Consider the following 22,733-nt stretch of genomic DNA (forward strand, 5'->3'; position numbering starts at 1 on the left):
TCCTTGTGGCCTGAACACGAGTTTGTTCTGCGGGCTACTGTGGCCTGGTGTCGCTCCCCTGGCTTTCGATTCGGCCAATCGCCCAGCGCCCGCAGCCGACCCCACAGGCCAGGGTCACGAAACCGGCAGCCCAGCCGGCGTGAGTGTTGCGCCCGAAGGCGTCAAGTGCGGCTCCGAAGGCCACCGGCCCGATGAAGCCGCCGGCAAAACCGATCGACGAATACAGTGCGAGCGCCGTGCCGCGTTGCTCGGGAGGGGTTTCGGTGAGCAGACCGGCGGTCAGCGCCGCCGAGTCGAGGTTCATGCTCGCAGCGTAAACGAGGATCACGGGCACCAGCAAGCGGCTCGACTGACTACCCGACAAGCCGACGATGAGCGCCAGAATGCAAGACAAAGGCATTACGCTCTGCAGCCAGCGCTTGCGGCCCCAGTGTTGCGCGCCTTCGTTGCCGAGAATGCTGGCGGGCACCGCCAGGAAGGTCGCCAGTGCGGCAATCCACCCTGGTCTTGCGGTCCATGCGTCAGGTGACATGGCGTGCGTCCAGGTCAGGTAAGCCACCAGCCAGGCCCGAAAGCCAAAGAGTTCCCAATTGTGTCCGAAATAGCCGCCGCAGAACGCCAGGATGCGTCTGTCGTGCAAGACATTGCGCCACTGACCGTGCCCGACTCTGGGACGCAGCGATGACTTGCCCGGTGAGACGCCGCGCCAGACCAGCAGCACGGACAACGCGGCACCAGCGGCCGCGAGGGCGAACAGCGAGGGCCAGGGCATGAGTCCCTGCAGCAGTTCGATCCAGAGGTACGAAAGACCCACGCCGACACCGAAGGTGGCGGTGTAGAACGCAGTTGCTCGCGATTGCACGGGCACCGGCAATCGATCGGTCATCGCCTTGAGGCCCGGCATGTAGGTGCCAGCCAGGCCCAGGCCGGCGAGCGACCACCAGCACAGGGCGGCCGAAAGACTGTCCGCGAGGCTGGCAAAGCCGGCCAGTGCGATTCCGCTCAAACCTGCGCAGGCCAGGTAGACTCGCCTGGCGTCAAGGCGATCGGTCAGACTGACCAACAGCGGTACGGCGAGGATATAGCCGAGAAAGAAGATGCCGCCGAGCCAGCCGCCTTCCGTCGCGGATAGCGACCATTGCTCCGAAAGTCGTGGCAACAGCGAAGGTACGAGTGCAAATCCGGCCATCGAGAAGGTTTCTGCGGCACAAAACAGGGCCACCAGCAGCAGCGGCGAGCGGGTTGTATCGGTCACTGAAGTCGTTGCCTCCGCAGCGACAGCCAGTCCGGAATACTGTGTGCTTGCAGCAGGGCCTGATGCTGAGCGCGTAACGCAGGATTTCCAATGGGCTGACGAGCAACCGGCGTTGCCGCCGGGGGCCGGTGCGCGGCGTCAGCGGCGCTCACCTGGCGGGTTCCGCCTCTCCCCAGCGCTGCAGCAGGGTATGGCTGACCTGCAGTTGATCGAGGATGCGGGCGACCACGAAGTCAACCAGGTCCTCGACATGGCGGGGATGATGATAGAACCCTGGATTGGGAGGCAGGATCACGGCTCCAGCCCTGGACAGGCGCAGCATGTTTTCCAGATGGATCGCCGACAGGGGCGTCTCGCGCGGCACCAGAACCAGCTTGCGCCCCTCCTTGAGAACCACGTCGGCGGCACGCTCGATCAGCCTGCTCGCCAGACCCTGCGCGATTGCCGCCAGCGTTCCCATCGAGCATGGGCAGACAACCATGGCGTCGGGAGGATTGGAGCCACTGGCCAGCGGTGCGAACCACTCCTCCCGGCCATACACCTCGAGCGTGCCGGGCAGGGTGGCATAGCGTTGCTGCAGACTGGCGCGTGCTTCACTCGCTCGCGCTGGCAGCTCCAGCCCGATTTCCTGCCTGGCGACAATCTGCGCGACCTGCGAATACAAGAGCTGAACACGACACCCGGCTGCCAGCAGGCATTCGAGCAAGCGCACCCCGTAGGGCATGCCCGAGGCGCCGGTGAAGGCCAGGCAGATGGTGGCGGGCATTTTCGATATCACTGGCGTCAATGTGCAAGGGTTTCAGGGTTCGCCGTTGTCCCGCGCGCGGGACAACGGGGGAGGGGAGGCGATGGAGTGATCCTGTTCCGGGTCTGGGTGGCCATTGCATGGAAGGGCGTTGGCCGGCAACTCCAGAAGCAGACGCGCGGCGACGAGGCCGTTGATGAGGCCGAAAACGAGTGCCGCCATCGCGAAAAAAGGCACCAGAAAAAACAGGCCATCATGTGGAATGAGCCACAGTCGAGCCAGCAGCAGTTGTCCCCCGATATGGGCAAAGGCGGCCAGTATGCTCCAGCTGACGGGTCCGAAGTAGCGGCGTGGCAGGCGCATCGCCATGGCCAGCATGAGCAGACTGAAGAGCGCGCCGGTGAGGCTCATGAAAAACCCCGGCGAGAGAAAATATCCCAGCAGCAGACTGCCGGCAAAGACCCGCAGACCGCTGACCCAGGCAGCTGCGACCCAGCCGTAGCGGGACAGGACAATCAGCGACACGATGTTGGCCAGGCCAGGTTTGATTCCGGGCAGAGGCAGCGGGATTGCCGCGTCGATCAAGGACAGACCGATCGCCGCTGCCGCGAGTTGCGCAATGCGGTGGTCGTCCGGCGTCGTCGTGAGTTTGATCACGCGCAGTGTATCGGGCATCGAGATCAGTGCCGGCAGCCGACATCTGCGGAGTCCACGTGCGGGTTGCGCGGCATGCTCAAGGCTCCGAAATGGCACGTCCCCGCGAAATGAAGGCGACCGAATAGCCCGCCTGGAACTTCGAGTGCAGGGCCTCGATGGTCGGCGGGGAAACCGGCGTGGCTGCATCCCACTTGATCGCGTAATTGGCGCCTGAACCCCCGGCGTTCTCGCGCAGTTCGACGAACAGTTCGAAGGTGCCGAACGGGGCGATGACTCTTGGCGTCTGCACCGAGTTGCGAATCAGGACGCCGTCGGTGTTGTAGTACGGCGCGGCGACGACCCGGATCGGGTTGCTGGGGTCGGTGTTGCGGACGCTCACCAGTACCGACATCAGTGTGCTGTCCGCTCTCCCTGACGATGCGACATTGCCGTGCCTGATCTCCGAGTAAATTGGCACGTAAACGGTTTGTCCCTTGGTCGGGGGTTCGATGCCCTCGGCCAGTGCCGGCGCCATCGTGCCGGTGAAGAGCAGCGCTGCGAGCAGCCGGAAACTGCCGGCCGGGCTGCTGCGGCGCATGCGCGAGGAAATGCGGAGGGTGGACATGACATACTCCCTTACAGGTCAAGAGTCGCTATGGTCGTCGGGGTAGCGAGGATGAGGATTTTCATACGAGCCGGATCGTCAGCTCTCCGACGCCGGCGACCCCGGCTTCGAGGACGTCACCGCGGACCACAGTGGAGACGCCTGCCGGGGTGCCGGTGAAGATCAGATCGCCCGCCGCGAGCGCCACATAGCCCGATAGCCTGGCAATCACTTCTGCGACCTTCCAGGACATCTGCTGGAGATCGCCACTCTGTCGCAGCTGGCCGTTGACCTTGAGCCAGATCGATCCGCGCGTCGGGTGGTCAAGCGCCGCCAGCGGATGAATCGCTCCGATGGGCGCGCTCTGATCGAAGCCCTTGCCCATGTCCCAGGGGTGCCCCTTGTCCTTGGCAAGTTGCTGCAGATCGCGTCTGGTCAGATCGAGTCCGACGGCGTAGCCATACACGTATTCGAGCGCCCGCTCGGGCAGGATATCGGCACCGCCATCGCGCAGTGCCACCACCAGTTCGACCTCGTGCTGGAGATTGCTGGTTGCCGGGGGATAAGCGACATCGCCGCCGCCGGGTACCAGTGCATCGGCCGGTTTGCTGAAGAAAAAAGGCGGCTCGCGGGTATCTGCCCCCATCTCGGCGGCGTGGTCGGCGTAGTTACGGCCGACGCAGTAGACGCGGCGTACCGGGAAAAGGGCGCTGCCGCCGGTGACCGGGACACTGACCCGCGGGGCGGGTGAAAAAACGTAGCTCATAATGGCTCCTGATGTGATTCAGACAGGGTTGTCGATGTCGACGAATTCGCAGTCCAGGGCGAAACGCTCGGCCAGATGTTCGGCAAGGGCCTGTACACCGTAGCGTTCGCTGGCGTGGTGACCGGCAGCAATATAGGCGACGCCGGACTCGCGTGCCAGATGCACCGTCGGTTCGGAGATCTCGCCGCTCAGGTAGAGGTCGACGCCGAGCGCGATCGCTTGCTCGAAGAATCCCTGGGCCGCCCCGGAGCACCACGCGACGCGGCTCACCATGCGGCCGTCGCCGGCAATGACCAGCGGTCGGCGTTGCAACTCGCTGCCGACGCGATCGGCGATGGCCGAGACGCTGCACGGGTTTTCCAGGTGTCCCAGCCAGCCGAGTTCCTGTTCTCCGAAGTGGTCGTCGGCAATCCAGCCGAGTCGTTTGCCCAGTTGCGCGTTATTACCGAACTCGGGATGGGTATCGAGCGGCAGGTGATAGGCGATGAGGTTGATGTCGTGCCTCAGCAGTGTTTGCAGGCGCGTCTTGCGCAGGCCAGTGACCCGCAAATCGTCGCCGCGCCAGAACCAGCCGTGGTGGACCAGGACTGCGTCGGCACCGCGGGCGACCGCGGCATCGAGCAGGCTTTGGCTGGCGGTCACGCCGGCGAGCAGGCGCTGGACCTCAGGCCGTCCTTCCACTTGCAGGCCGTTTGGGCAATAATCCCGGAAGCGCCCTGTCTCCAGCAACTTGTCCAGGTAGCGTGACAATTCTTCGCGTTTCATTCACTGGCTCCGATTTTTGCCCATGCGCAGGCTCTGGCTGATTTTTGCACAAACGGTGACGGTTGGTCTTGCCATCCTCTTCGTGGTGAGCACGCTCAAGCCGGAGTGGCTGGGCAAGTACCCTCCGGCCGGCAGCAGCGTCGTCGCCTTGCAGGAGTCGGCGGTGGCGGCGGTGCCAGCAATTGCTGCCACATCCTTTCGCGACGCGGCGAAAAAAGCCCTGCCCTCGGTAGTGCACATTTTTACTTCACAAAAGATCAAGGCGCGTCGTAATCCGCTATTTGACGATCCGGTATTCCGTCACTTCTTCGGTGACAGCGCCGAAGGGGAGGGTCCAAGGACCTCCGGACTCGGTTCGGGGGTCATTGTCAGCCAGAACGGCTATATTCTCACGAACTTTCATGTTGTCGAGGCTGCCGACCAGATCGAGATAGCCCTAAGCGACGGCCGCAACCTCAATGCCCGTGTTGTCGGGAGTGACCCGGAGTCCGACCTTGCCGTACTCCAGATCACCGAGCAGAACGGCAAGGAACTGGTCCTGCCGGCAATCACGCTCGGGAAAATGGAGAATGTCGTGGTGGGTGACGTCACGCTGGCCATTGGCAATCCTTTCGGGGTTGGTCAGACGGTGACCATGGGAATCATCTCGGCCCTGGGTCGCTCGCATCTGGGAATCAACACCTTCGAGAACTTCATCCAGACCGATGCGGCGATCAACCCGGGCAATTCGGGGGGCGCTCTGGTAGACAGCCAGGGCAATCTGATCGGCATCAACACGGCCATTTATTCGCGCTCAGGCGGCTCGCTCGGGATCGGTTTTGCGATTCCAATCTCGATTGCGAGGAATGTCATGGAGCAGATCATCCAGAGTGGCAGCGTGACGCGTGGCTGGATCGGCGTCGAAGCACAGGAGATCAGTATCGATCTGGCGGAGTCCTTTGGACTGCCGGATACCAACGGCGCCTTGATTGCCGGCGTCCTGCGCGGCAGCCCGGCGGATGCGGGCGGGATCAAGCCGGGCGACATCCTGCTCGCTGTCGACGGCACGGCGGTCAAGGATCCGCAAGGCATGCTCGACCTGATCGCCAGTCAGAAGCCGGGTGAGACGGTTGCCTTCAAGTTGCGCCGCCAGAACAACGTGTTGGAAACCACCGTCCGGATCGGCAAGCGCGCGCCGCAGCGCCGCGAGCGCGACTAGCCGAGGCAAGATCGATGTGTCAGTTGCTGGCCATGAACTGCAATGTGCCGACGGATATCTGCTTTTCCTTCGCCGGCTTTCAGGCGCGTGGCGGCGCCACCGATGTGCACGCGGATGGTTGGGGAATCGCCTTCTTTGAAGGTCGTGGCACGCGCGTGTTCCTCGATCCGCAGCCTTCCTGCGTTTCGCCGGTAGCCGCACTGGTGCGCAGCTACCCGATCCATTCGAAGAACGTCATTGCCCACATCCGCAAGGCGACGCAGGGGGAGGTAGCGCTGGAGAACACGCACCCTTTCATGCGCGAACTATGGGGACGTTACTGGATTTTTGCCCACAACGGCAACCTGCCTGATTTCTCGCCTCAACTCGACGGCAGTTTCACGCCGGTCGGCGAAACCGACAGCGAGCGCGCGTTTTGCTGGCTGCTGCAGAATCTGCGCCAACGTTTTGGCTCCCGGGCGCCGGCGCAGGCCAGCCTGTTCGATGCACTTCATCAAATGACCGTCGAGCTTGGAGCGCGTGGCGCTTGCAACTATCTGCTGTCGAATGGCGACTGTCTGTTCGCCCACTGCTCCAACCAGCTCAGTTACATCATCCGACAAGCACCTTTCAGCGTTGCGCATCTGCGCGATCAGGATCTGAGCATTGATTTCAGTGCCGTCACGACACCCGATGATCGGGTTGCGGTGATTGCCACCGTGCCGCTGACCGACAACGAGCGCTGGATAACGATGCCCAACGGTAGTCTGTGGCTATTCGAAGAAGGGGCAGCGGTCAGGCATCAGCTCACCGTTGCCGGCCCGGTGAAGGTGCCTTCCTGAGCGGGGCAGGCAGCACAACGACGGCAGCGTAGCCGGTCACGGCGATGGATCGGGAGACCTTGCCGGCTTGTCGTCGCCATCGGGCCGATGACCCAGTCCCTCGATCGCCTTGTCCATTTCCGCAGCCGACATCGGCGCCCAGTCGGCTGTCGGTGCCAGCGGAGCGGTTCGGCGTAGCGAGCCCTTGCTGACAAAACGCGCGAGCAACAGCCCGAGCTCAAAAAGCAGGCACAGCGGAATGGCCATCATCAGTTGTGAAATCACGTCGGGTGGCGTAAACACCGCGCCCACGACAAACGCCCCAACGATCACATAGGGGCGCCATTCCTTGAGCTTGGCCAGTTCAACGACCCCTGCCTGGACCAGAACGACCACCACCACCGGGACCTCGAAAGTCACCCCGAAGGCGATGAAGGTGGTCAGTACGAAAGAGAGGTACTTCTCGATGTCGGTCATCCACGCGACACCTTCGGGCGCCACCGTGGCCATGAAGCCGAAAACCGTGGGAAAGACCAGGAAATAGGCGAAAGCCATGCCGAGAAAGAACAGCAGCACGCTCGCGGCAACCAGCGGCAGTGCCAGCCGTTTCTCGTGCGCATAGAGGCCGGGGGCGACAAAAGCCCAGACCTGGTAAAGCACGTAGGGCAGGGCGATCAGGAACGCCACCATCAGCGCCACTTTCATCGGCACCAGAAAAACCCCGATCACGTCGGTCGCGATCATCTGACCACCTTGCGGCAGTGTCGCCAGCAAGGGCTGCGCCAACAAGGCATAAAGTTCCTTGGCCCAGGGGAAGAGGCAAATGAAGACAATGCCTATCGCGATCAGCGCCCGTATCAGGCGGTCACGCAACTCGACCAGGTGCGAGAGAAAGGAGTCTTCGGGGAGGTTCATCGCGATCAGAGCGTGCGGGTGGGTTGCGCAGCTTCAGCTACCGAGGGGCCAGTCGGTGCTGGTGGTTGGGGGTTGCCCGTTGCAGCCGATGGCGATTCTGCGATGGTTGGGTATACGAGCGCCGCCGGCGCAGGAATATCGTTGGCAATCGTTGCCGGGATCTGGTCGAGCGCCTGTCTTGCTGCCTGCATTTCTGTCTTCAGACTGTGCTCAACGCTGTGCGCGGACTCCCGGATCTCGGACTGCAGTTTCTTGAGCTCTTCGAGTTGCATTTCTCGGTTGATGTCCGACTTCACGTCACTGACATAACGTTGCAGACGCCCGAGCATATGCCCGGCCGTCCGCGCCACCTTGGGCAGCCGTTCGGGACCGATCACCACCAGTGCGACGATGGCGATGACCAGCATCTCGGAAAAGCCGATATCAAACATTGGCAGCCGTCTGCAGGCGGGGCAAGGAATGCGGGGTCGTCTGCCGAGCGCGTGGGCGGCTTACCCTCCCCGGTCGATCCAGATGCCTGTTCCTGGTGTGTGTGATCACGTGACTGGCGCCGTAACTAGCTGCGGGTCTTTTCCCTGATTTCCCCCTCGATGGTCTGACCGGTGCCGACTTGTGGCGGCGGTGCAGGAGCAGGCGGAGGAGACGGCGTCTCTGCCGGCTTGTCCTCTGTGGTGGCGTCCTTGATGCCGTCCTTGAAACCCTTTACCGCACCACCAAGATCGGCTCCGAGGTTGCGCAGCTTCTTGGTGCCGAAAATCAACAGTACGATGACCAGAACGATCAACCAGTGCCAGATGCTGAAAGAACCCATGTCAGGCCTCCATCTAAAGTGAAACTCGGCAGCTTGCCCCGCAGGCAGCGCCGCCGGTGCCCGTGGTTGGTGGTGTGGTTCAGACGCGTTTGAGCATCGGTCCGACCGGGTCCGGTCCGCCGACGATGTGCGCGTGCAGGTGCTGAACTTCCTGGTGGCCGATACGTCCGGAATTGATGATCAGTCGAAAGCCGTCCGGGCTGCCCTGTTCCGTTGCCAAACGGTTGGCGACGGCAAGAATCCTGCCGAGAACCGGTGTATCGGCTTCGGTGGCGGTCGCCAGCGACGTGATGTGCCGCTTGGGGATGACCAACAGGTGCACCGGGCGAGCCGGATTGATGTCGTGAAAGGCCAGGATGTCGTCGTCTTCATAGACCTTGCGACACGGAATCTGGCCGCCGGCGATTTTGCAGAACAGGCAGTTTTCCATGTTTCAGCTTTTCCGTGATTTTTTCTCGTCGATTCCCGAAATGCCTTCGCGTCGACGCATCTCCTGCAGCACATCTTCGATCGTCAGACCATAAAAGGCCAGCAGGACCATCGTGTGATAGAGGACATCCGCAGACTCCCAGACCACGTGCAGGCGGTTGCCTTCCTTGCCGGCCATGATCAACTCGGCGCATTCCTCGCCAATCTTCTTCAGGATCGAATCCGGCCCTTTGGCCAGTAGCTGTGCCGTATAGGAAGTTTCCGGGTCTGCCTTGCGGCGCTCAAGCAGCGTATCCGAGATCCGGTGCAGCATGTCCATGTTCATTTGCCGTAAATGTCCTTGGGGTCCTTGAGCACCGGGTCGACCGCAACCCAGAAGTTCCCCTGCAGTTGATGAAAGAAACAGCTCTCGCGGCCGGTATGGCAGGCGATACCGCCCGCCTGGTCGATCGAGAGCAGCAATACGTCGCCGTCACAGTCGGTCCGGATCGAGCGCACCCGTTGCGCGTGGCCGGACTCTTCGCCCTTTCGCCACAGCCGCTGGCGCGAACGCGACCAGTATACCGCGGTCCCGCTATCAATCGTCTCCTGGAGTGACTGACGATTCATGAACGCAAACATCAGCACCCGGCCACTATCGGCGTCCTGTGCGATCGCCGGAATCATACCCTGGGCATCCCACTTGAGGGCATCGAGGCATTCGTGACGAGGGTTCAGATCGCTCACAGGCGAACCTCGATACCGCGCTCGCGCATGTACTCCTTGGCCTGGCGTACGGTGAATTCACCAAAATGGAAGATGCTTGCCGCCAGAACGGCGTCCGCATGCCCTTCGGACACTCCGTCGGCGAGGTGCTGGAGATTGCCGACGCCGCCGCTGGCAATGACCGGGACATCTACGGCATCGGAAATCGCCCGCGTCAATGACAGATCGAAGCCGTTCCTGGTGCCGTCACGATCCATGCTCGTCAGCAGGATCTCGCCGGCACCGAGTTGCTGGACGCGGCGGGCCCAGGCGACGGCGTCGATACCGGTATTGCGCCGACCACCGTGGGTAAATACCTGCCAGACACCCGGCGCCGACTGCTTGGCGTCGATGGCCACGACGATACACTGGTTGCCGACCTTGGCTGAGGCTTCGGCCACCAGATCCGGATTCTCGACCGCCGCGGTATTCATGCTCACCTTGTCGGCGCCGGCATTGAGCAGGCGGCGCACATCGGCCACCGAGCGCACACCACCGCCAACCGTCAACGGTATGAAAACCTGCGCCGCACAGGCCTCGACGATATGCAGGATAATGTCGCGCTGATCCGAGGAGGCCGTGATGTCGAGGAAGGTCACTTCGTCAGCGCCCTGCTCGTCGTAGCGGCGGGCGATTTCCACGGGGTCGCCGGCGTCACGCAGGTCGACGAAATTGGTGCCCTTGACGACCCGACCGGCAGTCACATCAAGGCACGGGATGATGCGTTTGGCCAGGCCCAAGGTCAGCTAACGCCCCGAGTTTGCCGGAATGTCGCGCGCTTCATGGTCCCGCGGCATTGTCGGCTGCCGCCTGCGCCACAGCAAAATCGAGCGAGCCATCGTAGATGGCGCGGCCGGCGATCGCGGCGCTGATTCCTTCGTCTTCGACCGCGCAGAGTTGCCGGATGTCGTCGAGGCTGGACAGGCCGCCGCTGGCAATCACCGGGATCAACAATGCCTGAGCGAGTTTTACCGTCGCCTCGATGTTGATCCCCGAGAGCATGCCGTCGCGGCCGATATCGGTATAGATGATCGCTTCGACGCCGTAATCCTCGTACTTCCGCGCCAGGTCGATGACATCATGTCCGGTCATTTTCGACCAGCCATCAACAGCCACCTTGCCGTCTCTGGCATCGAGTCCGACAATGATGTGGCCAGGAAACGCGCCACAGGCATCATGCAGGAAACCGGGATTCTTCACCGCGGCAGTGCCGATGATCACGTAGCTGACGCCGTCGTCGAGACAGCGCTCGATGGTGTCCAAATCCCGGATGCCGCCGCCGAGTTGCACCGGAATGTCATCGCCAACAGCCTTGACGATTTCCTTGATGGCTTTCTCGTTCTTCGGTTTTCCGGCGAAGGCGCCGTCGAGATCGACCACATGCAGGCGCCGAGCACCCTGCGCCAGCCAGTGGCTGGCCTGCGCGCCGGGCGAGTGGGAGAACACGGTCACCTGGTCCATGAGGCCCTGTTTGAGGCGGACGCACTGTCCCTGTTTCAGGTCAATCGCGGGAATGATAAGCATGTCGAAAGCGGAAGAAAGGTGGGTTGAAACAAGTCGGATCCCGGCAACCGGTCAGGGCTTCCAGGCAACGAAGTTGGCCAGCATGGCAAGTCCCGCTTGCGCGCTCTTTTCCGGGTGGCACTGAATGGCAAAGATATTATCCCGTGCCACTGCGCTGGTAAAGAGGATGCCGTAATCGGTCGTTCCGACGACACAGGCGTCGTCCACCGGGGCGACGTAATAACTGTGAACGAAATAGAAGCGTGCGCCATCGGCAATGCCTGCCCATAGTGGGTGCTCCCGACAGTGTCGTACCTGATTCCAGCCCATGTGCGGAACCTTGAGCCTGTGGTCGTCGCTGTCGCGCATTCTATCCGCCGGAAAACGGCGGACGCTGCCCCGAAGGACGCCGAGGCCCGGAACATCACCTTCCTCACTGTGCTCGAAGAGCATTTGCTGGCCGATACAGATGCCGAGAAAAGGTTTGTTGGCTGCGGCCTCGAGCACCGCCGGCCGCAAACCGCGGGCGTCAATCTCGCGCATGCAGTCGGGCATCGCCCCCTGGCCGGGAAAGACCACACGTTCGGCAGCGCCGACCACCGCCGGATTAGCCGAGACGAGCACTTCACGCCCATCGGCGACACGTACCAGCGCCTGCCAGACAGAGCGCAGGTTTCCCATGCCGTAATCAATGACGACGATCGCTCCCCTGCGTGCGGGCGGTTCGTGCATCACAGGGAGCCTTTGGTCGATGGAATGCTGTCGCTGGCGCGTGGGTCGTGTTCCAGGGCCATGCGCAGCGCACGACCGAAGGCCTTGAACACCGTTTCGGCCTGGTGGTGGGCATTGTCGCCACGCAGATTATCGACGTGCAGGGTCAGCAGGGCATGATTGACGAGGCCCTGGAAAAACTCATGCACCAGGTCGACATCGAACGTGCCGATCATTGCACGTCTGAAATCGACGTGGAACTCGAGGCCGGGTCGGCCGGAAAGATCGACCACGACCCGTGAAAGCGCCTCGTCGAGAGGCACGTAGGCATGCCCGTACCGCCGCAGACCCTTCTTGTCGCCCAGTGCCTGGGCCAGCGCCTGGCCGAGTGTGATGCCGATATCCTCGACCGTGTGGTGCGCGTCGATATGCAGGTCGCCCGTGGCCTGGATATCGAGGTCGATCAGACCATGGCGGGAAATCTGGTCGAGCATGTGGTCGAGGAAGGGGACGCCGGTGGCGAAGCTTCCCCTGCCGTTGCCATCCAGATTCAGACGAACGGTGATCCGGGTTTCGAGCGTATTCCTGGAAACTTCTGCTTGCCGCATCGTGAGACCATTGCAGAGTGGCAAAAAACTGTCAGGTGGGGAAAGGCTTCGGTTTGCTGCTGCGAAGTGTTGATCGCCGGCAGGCGATGGTTCTGCATCGACAGAGACGCATGATACCATTTCACGCTTGCCGTGCACCCAACCTGACCAGCCTTTCATGAGCCGCTACTGGAGTTCCCTCGTTCACCGTCTGACGCCTTACGTTCCGGGCGAGCAGCCGAAGCTGCCGAATCTCGTCAAGCTGAACACCAACGAAAATCCCTATCCCCCGTCGGCACAGGTCCTGGCGGCAATCGCCGACGAACTGGCGAATGGTGGGCGGTCGCTGCGCCTTTACCCGGACCCGAACGCCGATCGCCTCAAGGAGGCGGTTGCCGCCCGTTACGCTGACTTCGGCATCAGGCCGCAGCAGGTATTTGTCGGCAACGGCTCCGATGAAGTGTTGGCGCACATCTTTCCGGCGCTGCTCAAGCATACGTTGCCGGTGTTGTTTCCGGACATCACCTATAGCTTCTATCCGGTCTACTGCGGCCTCTATGACATTGCCTTTAGTACGGTGCCGCTCGATGAGGAGTTCACCATCCGCGTCGAGGACTATGCCATGGCCAACGGCGGCATCATCTTTCCCAACCCGAATGCGCCAACCGGCTGCCTGCTGCCGCTTGCAGACATCGAGCGTTTGCTGCTTGCGCATCGCGAGTCGGTGGTCGTGGTCGATGAAGCCTACATCGATTTCGGCGGTGATACGGCGATTGCCCTGGTTGACCGCCATCCAAACCTGCTGGTGGTGCACACCCTTTCCAAGTCGCGTTCGCTGGCCGGACTGCGGGTTGGCTATGCGGTGGGCCAGAACCATTTGACCGAAGCGCTCGAAAGAGTCAAGAACAGCTTCAATTCGTACCCGCTCGATCGCCTGGCGATTGCCGGTGCCGTTGCCGCGATCGACGACCAGGAGTACTTCGAATTGACGCGACAAGCCGTCATCGACAGTCGTGAGGCTTTGCGCCGTGCGCTGCAGGAACTTGGTTTCACCGTTCTTCCGTCGGCAGCCAACTTCATCTTCGCCAGCCACCCGCAGCGCGATGCCGGTGAACTCGCCGCCGCCCTGCGCCAGTGCGGCATCATCGTTCGCCACTTCAGGTTGCCGCGAATCGACCAGTACCTGCGGATTACCATCGGCACCGACGCACAATGCGAACTGCTGGTCGAGGCCCTGCGCAATATCCTGATTTGAACGGCGGGCCTGACGACCCGCCAGTCCGGGCGGCGCGGCGCCGGAGGCCAGCGCCGCACTTGCCACGTCGTGCCTGTTATTTGCTGATTGACTCACCAGGCGTGACGATGCCCAGGAAACTGTCTGCCTTGAGCGCGGCACCGCCGATCAAGCCACCGTCGATGTCCGTCTGAGCCAGCAGGCCGGCAGCGTTCTCCGGCTTCATCGAGCCGCCGTACTGGATTGAAATCGACTGGGCGACGTCTTCGCCGTAGCGTATGGCCAGCAGGCTGCGCACGAAAGCATGCGCTTGCTGAGCCTCGTCGTCGCTGGCGGTGACGCCGGTACCAATTGCCCAGACCGGTTCGTAGGCGATGATCGTGCGCAGCGCATCGTCGGCGGCAAGACCTTCGTAAGCGCCGTTGACCTGCGTGGTCAGTACGCTCTCCAGACGGCCATCCTTACGTTCCGCGAGCGTCTCGCCGATGCAGATGATGGGTGTCATGTCGAGTGACTGGACCTTGCGGACCTTCTTGTTGACCGTTGCGTCGGTTTCACCGAAGTACGTTCGTTGCTCGGAGTGGCCGATGATCACGTACTCGACGCCGATTTCCTTGAGCATGTCTGCGCTCACCTTGCCGGTGAATGCGCCCTGGTTTTCCCAATGCACATCCTGAGCCGCGAGTTTGACGTTGCTGCCCTGCACTACCTCCGCGACCTTGGCCAGGGCAAGGTAGGTCGGAGCAATGATGACGACTACACTCCGGATGCCTTGGGCAGCTGCCACCACGTCGGTGGCGAGCTTCACTGATTCGGCAACGGTCTTGTTCATTTTCCAGTTGCCGGCGATAACGATCTTGCGCATGGTGTTCCTCAATGTGGTGATTCCTGGGTGAAGTGATGGGCAAGCTGGCCCCGGTGAGGCCGGGGCCAACCGCACTTATTTCTCGGAAAGGGCGGCGACGCCCGGCAGGATTTTGCCTTCGAGGTACTCGAGCGACGCGCCACCTCCTGTTGAACTGTGGGTGACCTTCTTGTCGGCACCATACTTCTTCGCGGCAGTGGCCGTGTCACCGCCTCCGATCACGGTGATTGCGCCTGCAGCGGTGGCCTGGACGACTGCTTCAGCCATGGCCCGGGTACCCGCTTCGAACTTCTCGAACTCGAAAACGCCGGCCGGGCCGTTCCAGATGATGGTCTTCGCCTGCAGGATCGCGTCGCTGAAGATGCGCGTCGATTCCGGACCGCAATCAAGCCCCAGCCAGCCGTCGGGAACGCCGTCGACGTCGTTGGCACTGCCGGTGTTGGCCGCGGCGTCAAACTTGTCGCCGATGACGAAGTCCACGGGCAGCAGGATCTGCTTGCCTTTCTCGCGGGCCTTGTCCATCAGGCCGGGTACGAGTTTGGCGCCTTCTGCGTCGAACAGGGAGTTGCCGATCGGCATTCCGGAGAGGACCTTCTTGAAGGTGAAGGCCATGCCGCCGCCGATGATGATCTGGTCCGCCTTGTCGAGCAGATTGTTGATCAACTGAATCTTGTCAGCGACCTTGGCGCCGCCGAGGATGGCCAGCAGCGGACGCTGCGGCGATTCGAGAACGGCCGAAAAAGCCGCCAGTTCCTTGTTCATCAGGTAGCCCGCCGCGCGTTCGGGCAACTGCACGCCGGTCATCGACGAGTGGTCGCGGTGAGCGGTACCGAAGGCGTCATTGATGTAGACGTCGGCGAGCCTGGTCAGCGACGCACGGAAGGCTTTCACGTTTTCCGGGTTGGCATTGATCTTGGTGACCGTGCCGTCGGGGCCGGTCGCGGTGGCTTTGCCTTCTTCCTCGATATGGAAACGAAGGTTCTCGAGCAGGATGACTTCGCCGGGCTTGATCTGCGCGCATGCGGCCTCGACTTCCGGCCCGACACAGTCGGAAAGGAAGGTCACAGGTTTGCCGAGAAGGCCTTCGAGAGCGGTGGCAACCGGCGCCAGGCTGTATTGCGGCACGACTTTCCCGTCGGGGCGCCCGAGGTGCGACATGAGAATGACGGCTGCACCCTTGTCCAGGGCATACTTGATCGTCGGCAATGCGGCCTCGATGCGCTTGGTGTTGGTAATGGCGCCGCTGACTTTGTCCTGGGGGACGTTGAAGTCAACGCGGATCAAGGCGCGCTTGCCTTCGAGGGCGAGATCTTCAATGAACAGTTTGGGCATGATTTCCTCGACAGTGAGTGGGTGTTGAAAAAGGCGGGAATCCGGATCGAAAATAGCACGGGGTGTCCGTGCTGGTTGCATGACGACTCCTCGGCAGAGCATTTTCAGCAGCGACCTTGAGCAAATGAACCCCGAGGGAAGGCGTTTCAACCACGCAGACGAAGTATCCTTGGCGCTGCATACTGAGTCAAATGCCTGTTGTCAAGGGGAGTGTGGTCAACTCGTGGCAGGTGCGCATGCGGTGTCGGTGGCTCACCATTCCCCGGTTCCCGACAGGCGGGAACGAAGGATCGGGCCTCAGTAATAGATTCTGAAAAGACGCTGTATTTGCTCGAACTCGTGCAGATATGCCTTCGCTACTTCGCGATGGGTTGCCAGTACCGTCAAGTCATGCGAAAACACCGAAGTGTTGTACCAGTTGAAGCTCCCTTCGATGATCGTCGCTTCGTCGATGATGCAGTACTTGGAGTGAATCGGAGAATAAGGAACTGGTTGATCGGCTTGTCCGTAGACCAGCCCCACCGCGATTCCGGCCGATCGCAGCGCTTGTGCTGCCGGCAAGAGGGGGCGATCAAGTTCCTCCTGCATCGTACGTTCGGTGCCGACTTGCCCCTGCCGGGCAAGATGCCCGTTGAGCAGGATATGCACATGCACGCCGCGCTGCTGCGCGTGTATCAGGGCATCGACCACGCTGTCTCCGTGTTCGCCCAGAAGGTTGCCGATCAGAAACAGCGTGAGTTTGATGGAACGTCTGGCGCGGTGTATCTCGGCCAGGATGGCATGGTGCGGACGGTAATACTTGCCGTCCATTAATGCGTGTCGGCCGTAGGTGTAGAGCAGGTTGAAAGGACTCAGTGGGTCGATCCCGTATTTTTGAATCACCCCGCCGCGTTCGCTCTGAAATACGTTGTCCAGCAAACGGCATACGCCTTTCGAATGAAAACTCATCCCGGATTCCCAATTGGCCCACCATCGATCAAAGGTGATATTGAACGACCCTAATATGCAGTCTTCATCGTTGAAGATGATGAACTTGGTATGCATGTCGGGAGCGACCTCGATCAGGTGATGGTGCGGCGTGCAAAATACCCCCAGCAGTTCGATGCCGGCGCGCTTCAGACGCGCATAGTTCGAACTGTTGGTCAGCGTCATCTTTCTCCAGTCGACAATGCATTGCACGCAGACACCATGGTTGCTGGCATGTACCAGGTGGCGGGTAAAGTCATTGTCGTCGATGCAATCGACGCTGACCTTGATCGTGCAGAAGCGATTTGGGTTTTCATTCTTGCAGCGCACGACCTTGTCGATGTGATCGTGTATGAAGCGCTTGGGGTGATAGGGATGGTACTGTTGTCCCTTGGTGAACTTGGGAGTCAGGTGCAGCGATTCGAAATGATGGTTGTACCAATCGACATCGCTCTGGAGTTGCCAGGCATTCCCCTCGTGCGTACGGAAAGGGTTGCTGGTTGCCCATTCCGGGCTGATTCTTCGGTATTGCGGATGCTCGTCCCTCAATTGGGGCCAGTCCATGAAGATATACTCCATCTGTGAAGGGATGGAGCGTTCTTCTACATGCGCGATGAAGGCGAACTTGACACAGTTGGCCTGCCCGAAGGTGGCGGAGCAAGGGTGGATATAGAAATCCCTGGTCCGCCGCCGGTGATGGTTCCACTGGATATCGTAAGGGTCGGTGTCGACGATGTACGTTTCGCAGATGTTGTTATTCCGATAGACCTTGAGAATAACCTTGATATTCACCTGCACACCGAACCACACATCGAAGCTTATCTTGCCCCAGCGCAGGTGAAATTTCTCGTTGAAGTCATTTACCCGCAGGCAGGAGCCACCAAGATTGCCGTGCACAGGAACTGCATAATTCTCTGCTGTCTTCATCATCCCACTGCGTTGCTGTTGTATTGGTTAAAGCGGTACCAGCCGAACCTGTGCCGATGCCGCCACATTCCTGCTCATGCAGGTCACTTCGGCTCGAAGGTCATCAGATAGCCGCAGTGATCGGACACGGTTCCATAGTCCTGCTCAGTGAACACGGTTCGTCCCGAGGTGACGCGAAGATTGCTTCCCTTGCGGAGGAATACATAGTCGATACGATGATCATCGTCGAGGTCGTGCTGCCACCCCGGATCCCGGGTTTCGAAGATCCGTCGAAATAACTGCGGCGAAGTTGCCGACAGGTACTGGTCGTCGTATTCGTGCGAGTTGGCCACCAACTGGTAACCACTGGAACCGGCCTTGATGTTGAAATCCCCGCCGAGCAGGGTGGCGGCAACCTGCGCGCCATGTTCAGCGGCCGCCCACTGCCTCAACGCCTCGAACTGCTCCGGGAAACCATCGTCCCACCAACTCAGGTGGGACGAAAATACATTGAGCAAGCCGACATGCGGTACCCTGATCTGGCCCATCACCACCTTTCTCGAATGAATACTGTAGGGGTCGCGACTAGCCGAGACATATCTTGCGGCATGCTTCTCGATCGGGTATCTGCTCAGGATGGCAACACCTTCGCGATAACGCGCAAAGCCCAGATGCGACCAGTCCGTCACCAGATGATAAGGCGAGGCGAGCCGCTCATTGATGATTCTCGCCGTATTGGTCTGCCAATCACCCTGGCCGTTATTCCACAGTTCTGCAACTTCCTGGAGACAGATGATATCAACCTCAAGGGCACCGATCGCCTCGGCAATCAGTGACAGCTTGTAGTCCTGGTTGTCTTCCTGGCGGCAATGCAGGTTCAGGACCAGAACCTTTAGCGGGCGCCGCTGGATTGCATGGCTCTTGCCGAAATTGTCGTCCCAGAGAACGCGCTGCCGGGTTTCGCAGGAAATCTTGTATCGTACCCGGAAGGCATCGTCGACCTTGAGCGCAGCATGCCAGATCTGGCTGCCGTAGTGGTTGGGGTTTCTGGCATTGCTGAGAAACTCGGCATCCCAATAGTTCAGCCGGAAGCGGCAGTTGGACTTGTGCGTAGTCTTCCACTCGTCACGGGTCCAGTGAACGGTGACGCGCTTGACGTGCAGACTTCTGTCGACTGCCACTGCGATGGGCAGGAGGCTTTGTCCGTCTGTCAGATTGCTCTCGAACTCAACGTTCAGAAGGGGGTGTTGCTGGTCCACCCGGATCCCGGAATCCGCCTGAATCGAATGGTTTTCGCCGTGATTGTTGTCCCAGTATTCGGCGCCGGGCGTTTGGTAGCGCACCGCGAACTGAACGTTGCCAGGAAGGGGTTCGTCTGGCCCAAGGGTGAATGCAACCCGGGCGAGCCAGTATTCCTTGTGGTCATCGATCGTGCTGTGGAAGTGGGCGGGCAGGGTGCGCCATTGCCCGTCTTCCCCGCTCCACACGACATCCACACGCTTGACGAACGCCAGGTTCTCGACCAGCAGGAGAAACGACAACTCCTGCCGGACGGCAGTGGCCTTTCGGGTGATCAGGTTCTTCGCGTAGAGTAGGTCGATCTTGTGCATTTGTTCTCGCGTCGTAGATGGGCTACACAGGGATATCCGGCAAGGCGGTTCGCCTTGTGCTCCTGGGGTCGGTTCGCTTCAGCCGATGAGGACCCGATTCTTGCCGGCCTGCTTGGCAGCATACATGGCGTCGTCGGCACGCTTGGTCACCGAAACCTGTGTGTCGCCTGGCCGAAAATCGGTAACCCCGGCACTGAAGGTGATCAGTTGTCGATTGTTGTTGTGCAGGAAGATGCGTCGGGTCAACTCGCGTTGGAGCCGAACGAGAGCCGTCCGCGCGTCTTCGGAGGTCGTGTCGGGCAACACGATGATGAACTCCTCGCCGCCGAAGCGGGCAACGGTGTCCTGCGGTCGCATGGTCTCCCGGATGACGGTCGCCAGGTGGATCAGGGCAGCGTCGCCTGCATCGTGTCCCAGTGAGTCATTGAGCTTCTTGAAGTTGTCGATGTCGAGCATGGCGACACACAGCGTCGACTGGCGGCGTTGGGCGCGTGCGGTTTCCTTGTCGAATGCTTCTTCCAGTCCCCGCCGGTTGAGGGTACCGGTCAGTTGGTCGTGCCGCACCAGCGTGCTGGCCTTGTCGAGTTCCATCTGCAATTCACCGATCCGCTTGTCGGCTTCTTCGACGCGCTTCTTGGCGGTACGCAGGTCGTCACGCGAACGCTGGGCATTCAACTGGATGATGCTGGTTTCCCGAATCACTTCGGCGAGCACCTCTTCCAGTTGGGTGATGTCCTCGGTCTTGCTGATCCTCTTGGCGCAGATTTCGATCTTGTCATGATAGTCCGAGGTCGAATCGGCAAATTCTGCCAGGTGATCGACGAAGCCGGCAAGCATCTGCTTGAGGTTCTCCTTGGCTTCGTTAAGGCTGTGCTTGAGCTGGCTCTGCTTGAAGATGACGTCCTTGAGGCGGCTCTCGGCGTCACCAAGGGAGCGGACGTTCAAGGGAGCAGAGACGATGTCCCGTACGATATCGATTTGTCCCGCCAGCCAGCGGTCCTCAACGACCAGTTCGCCGACGTTCTCGATCAGCAGTTGCAGCAAATTGAGCAAACCTGCACGCAGTTCGGCACGGTCTTCGGTCAGGAGCTCAAGGCGGAATGCCAGGCGCTTGACATTGGCCAGCAAGGCGTCGATTGCTGCCGCTGAAGTTGCCGTGCGAACCTTGTGCGCCAGCGCGCGGGCATCTGCGGCAATGTCCGGTTGATCGGCGAGTTGTGACGTAACGAGTGTTTCAAGCGTGTAGGCGAAGGTGTCGCGTAGTTCGTTCGACAAATCGTTGACGGTTGGCGTGGTGACGGAGACATTGTCCGCCGGCGGGACGCCGGACTCCGGTCCGGCTATCGCCGGGTGTTCCACCAGGGTCATTTCGTCGCCGACCGGGGCGTTGAGTGACCACGATTTCACCAAGCCCTGCAACCTTGTGAACAGTAAATCACCGTTGCCTGAACCGCTGGCCAATACACGTTCAAGGGCTTCACGCTTGCGAGCGATGGTCAGGCCAGCCTGCTTGTTTTCCCATTGGCGGAGGAAATTGCCAATCAGTTCGCTCCAGGGTAATTCCTGCGCTTTGCCGAGTTGCTGCGCCAATTCGGCAAAGCCCTCGCTGATGCCGCCCCAGTTTTTCCCCTTCAGCGCCTGCTCGAAGCGCTTGGCCAGTTTCTGCTGGGCCGCGTTCTCTTTGGGCAGCGAATCCAGCAGCCCTTTGAGTTCACGCTCCGGAAATGCGTTACCGACATCCTCCGCAATGCCGGCAATCTCGTTGTAAAGCTGCCGGTAGTTCTCTGGGGAGGGAGACATCCGCCTGACAGCCAGAAGGCGCAGGGCTTCCCGGGCAATTTCCGAAGGGTTGGAGAGCTTGGGCATGACTGTCTATCAAGGAAGCAGGCAGCGCATTTTAACAGTGGGTTTGCAACTACGAAAGAAACGGCCCCAATCGTCTAGTGACCGCTGGCCGGGAGCAGCACCAGGGGTGTGGGTTTGCGATCGGTAGAAAACGACCAGGCCTTTACCGTACTCGCATTCACCCATCACCAGAGGTGGCTGCGCGAGCGTGGACAAGCCAATCTGAATGCATAAACCGGGGCTCTGTGCGTGGTTGGTCTTGAAGATTATGGTGGAAACCTCGGCCATCCACGCCTCGTCTGCCAAAGTCTGCGCCAACGAATCGGCCAGTGAGGCGACGCCAAAGAAAGCAGGAACAAGCACGATAGTTGCCAGCAAATCCTGTGCCCCGACGGGTTGGCGTCATACTCTGTACCAGTGGCGAGACCCTGGCGGCGCGAGGCGCCCGCCGACCATCCACGAGCCAATTGTCCCGGCAGAGCCGGTTACCCCGGATAAAGCGTGGCGTCGATCAGGGCAGGCGCATGCATGCATAAGCTGAATGTGACCGCACGGTGGCGTGGATGGTGGCGACGGCTTCTGGTTCCGCTATAATGCAGCGGTCCGAAGCAAGATGCCCCCGTAGCATGAAGGTCGTGCAGTTGATTTGTAATCATCAGGTGTTGGTTCGATTCCGACTGGGGGCACCATAAGTCAAGAGCTTGCGGATATTTCTGCGGTAAGGTGGGCGGGTTTAGTCACGAACTACGTCGTGCCGCCGTCCTTACCGATAGGCGTGCCCGCCCATTCTTCTCCGATGCCGCGGCCAAGCACCCTACGCAGTGCCGATCTTGCCGGGCGACGTTCATGCGCCATTGCGGGCGGTGGCGGGTTGTCGAGCCAGGGTTCCGGTGAATGACCGGTTCCGGTATTGATCCATGACGGCGAGCGACCCGTTGCGGTCATTCAGGCTTTTGAAAAAAGCAGACCCTCAACGCATTCGGTCACCCGCTCCACGTAGCGGGGTTGAGTGCGACGCCCAGCTGGGCGGGTTTCGCTTTGCTCTACCCGCCCTATACGCCACAAACAACCGTTAGCCCCCATTCAGCGCCGAACGCCGACGCGGTTCACTCCGCCATTTCGATTGGTTGCACTGACGCCCGGAGCCGCAACTACGGCGGGCCTTACCACCGTCGCGGTGGGCCGAGCCACACAACCTTTCGGTACGCCCACGGTCTTGCAATATACGACGGCGCTCGCGGGCATGGTTGTGAAAGCCAGGCCCAGGGCTAGCCCTGTTGCTACGATGATTCGGTTCATCATTGACTCCTTCATCATGAAATAAACAACACGAAATCGGTGCTTCAGGATATGGAACGTCAGCTTACACCCAGAACGCCTCGATGACTTGTTTGGGCTGACTTCTTTGGCGCCCATTCCTGGCCGGCGGCCGTCACCCACCAATCACCCCACCCGACCTACTGCATGTCCCGCACGTCGAGATCAGTGAATCCTGCCGGCAGATCG

At 60.7% G+C, this 22,733-nt stretch carries 25 protein-coding genes and 1 tRNA gene; 4 read left to right on the plus strand and 22 right to left on the minus strand.

Features of this window, described 5'->3' with window-relative positions; genetic code table 11:
• Positions 1 to 34: 34 nt before the first annotated feature.
• The 6 genes from AC15MQ_RS19010 to AC15MQ_RS19035 all read right to left on the minus strand — a co-directional run bounded on the left by AC15MQ_RS19010 (position 35) and on the right by AC15MQ_RS19035 (position 4,771).
• Positions 35 to 1,255, minus strand: coding sequence for an MFS transporter (locus AC15MQ_RS19010; protein WP_483080997.1), 1,221 nt, complete (start codon positions 1,253 to 1,255; stop codon positions 35 to 37).
• A gap of 148 nt (positions 1,256 to 1,403) precedes the next feature.
• The gene (locus AC15MQ_RS19015; RefSeq protein ID WP_483080998.1) at positions 1,404 to 2,021 is read right to left on the minus strand and encodes a flavin prenyltransferase UbiX; all 618 of its coding nucleotides are present in this window, start codon (positions 2,019 to 2,021) and stop codon (positions 1,404 to 1,406) included.
• A 33-nt stretch (positions 2,022 to 2,054) separates the two neighbouring features.
• Positions 2,055 to 2,675: a Gx transporter family protein gene (locus AC15MQ_RS19020; protein ID WP_483080999.1), complete on the minus strand. Its 621-nt coding sequence runs from the start codon at positions 2,673 to 2,675 to the stop codon at positions 2,055 to 2,057.
• A 58-nt stretch (positions 2,676 to 2,733) separates the two neighbouring features.
• Positions 2,734 to 3,261 (minus strand): DUF3124 domain-containing protein, encoded by a 528-nt coding sequence (locus AC15MQ_RS19025; protein WP_483081000.1) that lies wholly within the window; start codon positions 3,259 to 3,261, stop codon positions 2,734 to 2,736.
• 61 nt (positions 3,262 to 3,322) lie between these two features.
• On the minus strand, positions 3,323 to 4,006 hold the full coding sequence (locus tag AC15MQ_RS19030; protein WP_483081001.1) for a fumarylacetoacetate hydrolase family protein: 684 nt from the start codon (positions 4,004 to 4,006) through the stop codon (positions 3,323 to 3,325).
• A gap of 18 nt (positions 4,007 to 4,024) precedes the next feature.
• Positions 4,025 to 4,771 carry a Nif3-like dinuclear metal center hexameric protein gene (locus AC15MQ_RS19035; protein WP_483081002.1) on the minus strand — a complete coding sequence of 249 codons (747 nt, stop codon included), beginning with the start codon at positions 4,769 to 4,771 and terminating at the stop codon, positions 4,025 to 4,027.
• Positions 4,772 to 4,793: 22 nt separating this feature from the next.
• On the opposite strand from AC15MQ_RS19035, the gene AC15MQ_RS19040 reads away from it, so the two are divergent.
• Positions 4,794 to 5,969 carry a trypsin-like peptidase domain-containing protein gene (locus AC15MQ_RS19040; RefSeq protein WP_483081003.1) on the plus strand — a complete coding sequence of 392 codons (1,176 nt, stop codon included), beginning with the start codon at positions 4,794 to 4,796 and terminating at the stop codon, positions 5,967 to 5,969.
• Between the two features lie 14 nt (positions 5,970 to 5,983).
• Positions 5,984 to 6,790: a class II glutamine amidotransferase gene (locus tag AC15MQ_RS19045; RefSeq protein WP_483081004.1), complete on the plus strand. Its 807-nt coding sequence runs from the start codon at positions 5,984 to 5,986 to the stop codon at positions 6,788 to 6,790.
• A gap of 36 nt (positions 6,791 to 6,826) precedes the next feature.
• On the opposite strand, the gene tatC is transcribed toward AC15MQ_RS19045, so the two are convergent.
• From tatC to hisB, 10 genes are all read right to left on the minus strand, one after another.
• Positions 6,827 to 7,684, minus strand: coding sequence for a twin-arginine translocase subunit TatC (gene tatC, locus AC15MQ_RS19050; protein ID WP_287666471.1), 858 nt, complete (start codon positions 7,682 to 7,684; stop codon positions 6,827 to 6,829).
• A gap of 5 nt (positions 7,685 to 7,689) precedes the next feature.
• Positions 7,690 to 8,115, minus strand: a complete 426-nt coding sequence (gene tatB / locus AC15MQ_RS19055) for a Sec-independent protein translocase protein TatB (RefSeq protein WP_483081005.1) — start codon at positions 8,113 to 8,115, stop codon at positions 7,690 to 7,692.
• 125 nt (positions 8,116 to 8,240) lie between these two features.
• Positions 8,241 to 8,495: a Sec-independent protein translocase subunit TatA gene (gene tatA, locus AC15MQ_RS19060; protein ID WP_287655214.1), complete on the minus strand. Its 255-nt coding sequence runs from the start codon at positions 8,493 to 8,495 to the stop codon at positions 8,241 to 8,243.
• A 79-nt stretch (positions 8,496 to 8,574) separates the two neighbouring features.
• Complete coding sequence (locus AC15MQ_RS19065; protein WP_287666468.1) at positions 8,575 to 8,925, minus strand: histidine triad nucleotide-binding protein; 351 nt, start codon at positions 8,923 to 8,925, stop codon at positions 8,575 to 8,577.
• 3 nt (positions 8,926 to 8,928) lie between these two features.
• Positions 8,929 to 9,249 (minus strand): phosphoribosyl-ATP diphosphatase, encoded by a 321-nt coding sequence (locus tag AC15MQ_RS19070; RefSeq protein ID WP_287655216.1) that lies wholly within the window; start codon positions 9,247 to 9,249, stop codon positions 8,929 to 8,931.
• Positions 9,246 to 9,590 carry a phosphoribosyl-AMP cyclohydrolase gene (hisI, locus tag AC15MQ_RS19075; RefSeq protein ID WP_483081191.1) on the minus strand — a complete coding sequence of 115 codons (345 nt, stop codon included), beginning with the start codon at positions 9,588 to 9,590 and terminating at the stop codon, positions 9,246 to 9,248. The genes AC15MQ_RS19070 and hisI overlap by 4 nt, the downstream gene beginning before the upstream one ends.
• A gap of 56 nt (positions 9,591 to 9,646) precedes the next feature.
• Positions 9,647 to 10,408, minus strand: a complete 762-nt coding sequence (gene hisF, locus AC15MQ_RS19080) for an imidazole glycerol phosphate synthase subunit HisF (RefSeq protein WP_287666466.1) — start codon at positions 10,406 to 10,408, stop codon at positions 9,647 to 9,649.
• 40 nt (positions 10,409 to 10,448) lie between these two features.
• Entirely contained in the window at positions 10,449 to 11,192 is a 744-nt protein-coding gene (hisA, locus tag AC15MQ_RS19085; protein WP_287655219.1) for a 1-(5-phosphoribosyl)-5-[(5-phosphoribosylamino)methylideneamino]imidazole-4-carboxamide isomerase, read from the minus strand.
• 51 nt (positions 11,193 to 11,243) lie between these two features.
• Positions 11,244 to 11,903, minus strand: a complete 660-nt coding sequence (gene hisH, locus AC15MQ_RS19090) for an imidazole glycerol phosphate synthase subunit HisH (protein ID WP_483081006.1) — start codon at positions 11,901 to 11,903, stop codon at positions 11,244 to 11,246.
• Positions 11,903 to 12,490, minus strand: coding sequence for an imidazoleglycerol-phosphate dehydratase HisB (gene hisB, locus AC15MQ_RS19095; protein WP_287655221.1), 588 nt, complete (start codon positions 12,488 to 12,490; stop codon positions 11,903 to 11,905). Before hisB ends, hisH begins: the two co-directional genes overlap by 1 nt.
• 157 nt (positions 12,491 to 12,647) lie before the next feature.
• Here hisB and hisC point away from each other — a divergent pair, with 157 nt between their 5' ends.
• Positions 12,648 to 13,724, plus strand: a complete 1,077-nt coding sequence (hisC, locus tag AC15MQ_RS19100) for a histidinol-phosphate transaminase (RefSeq protein WP_287666462.1) — start codon at positions 12,648 to 12,650, stop codon at positions 13,722 to 13,724.
• Positions 13,725 to 13,800: 76 nt separating this feature from the next.
• Here hisC and tpiA read toward each other — a convergent pair whose 3' ends face one another.
• The 6 genes from tpiA to AC15MQ_RS19130 all read right to left on the minus strand — a co-directional run bounded on the left by tpiA (position 13,801) and on the right by AC15MQ_RS19130 (position 21,590).
• Positions 13,801 to 14,568, minus strand: coding sequence for a triose-phosphate isomerase (tpiA, locus tag AC15MQ_RS19105; protein ID WP_287655223.1), 768 nt, complete (start codon positions 14,566 to 14,568; stop codon positions 13,801 to 13,803).
• A gap of 75 nt (positions 14,569 to 14,643) precedes the next feature.
• Complete coding sequence (pgk, locus tag AC15MQ_RS19110) at positions 14,644 to 15,900, minus strand: phosphoglycerate kinase (RefSeq protein WP_483081007.1); 1,257 nt, start codon at positions 15,898 to 15,900, stop codon at positions 14,644 to 14,646.
• A 297-nt stretch (positions 15,901 to 16,197) separates the two neighbouring features.
• Positions 16,198 to 17,793, minus strand: coding sequence for a phospholipase D-like domain-containing protein (locus tag AC15MQ_RS19115; RefSeq protein WP_483081192.1), 1,596 nt, complete (start codon positions 17,791 to 17,793; stop codon positions 16,198 to 16,200).
• 83 nt (positions 17,794 to 17,876) lie between these two features.
• Positions 17,877 to 19,382 carry an endonuclease/exonuclease/phosphatase family protein gene (locus tag AC15MQ_RS19120; RefSeq protein ID WP_287655227.1) on the minus strand — a complete coding sequence of 502 codons (1,506 nt, stop codon included), beginning with the start codon at positions 19,380 to 19,382 and terminating at the stop codon, positions 17,877 to 17,879.
• 78 nt (positions 19,383 to 19,460) lie between these two features.
• Entirely contained in the window at positions 19,461 to 21,248 is a 1,788-nt protein-coding gene (locus AC15MQ_RS19125; protein ID WP_483081008.1) for a GGDEF domain-containing protein, read from the minus strand.
• A gap of 9 nt (positions 21,249 to 21,257) precedes the next feature.
• Positions 21,258 to 21,590 carry a hypothetical protein gene (locus AC15MQ_RS19130; RefSeq protein WP_483081009.1) on the minus strand — a complete coding sequence of 111 codons (333 nt, stop codon included), beginning with the start codon at positions 21,588 to 21,590 and terminating at the stop codon, positions 21,258 to 21,260.
• Between the two features lie 252 nt (positions 21,591 to 21,842).
• On the opposite strand from AC15MQ_RS19130, the gene AC15MQ_RS19135 reads away from it, so the two are divergent.
• Positions 21,843 to 21,916 (plus strand) — tRNA-Thr (locus tag AC15MQ_RS19135).
• Positions 21,917 to 22,733: the final 817 nt, after the last annotated feature.

It is taken from the genome of Candidatus Accumulibacter propinquus (assembly GCF_056856495.1).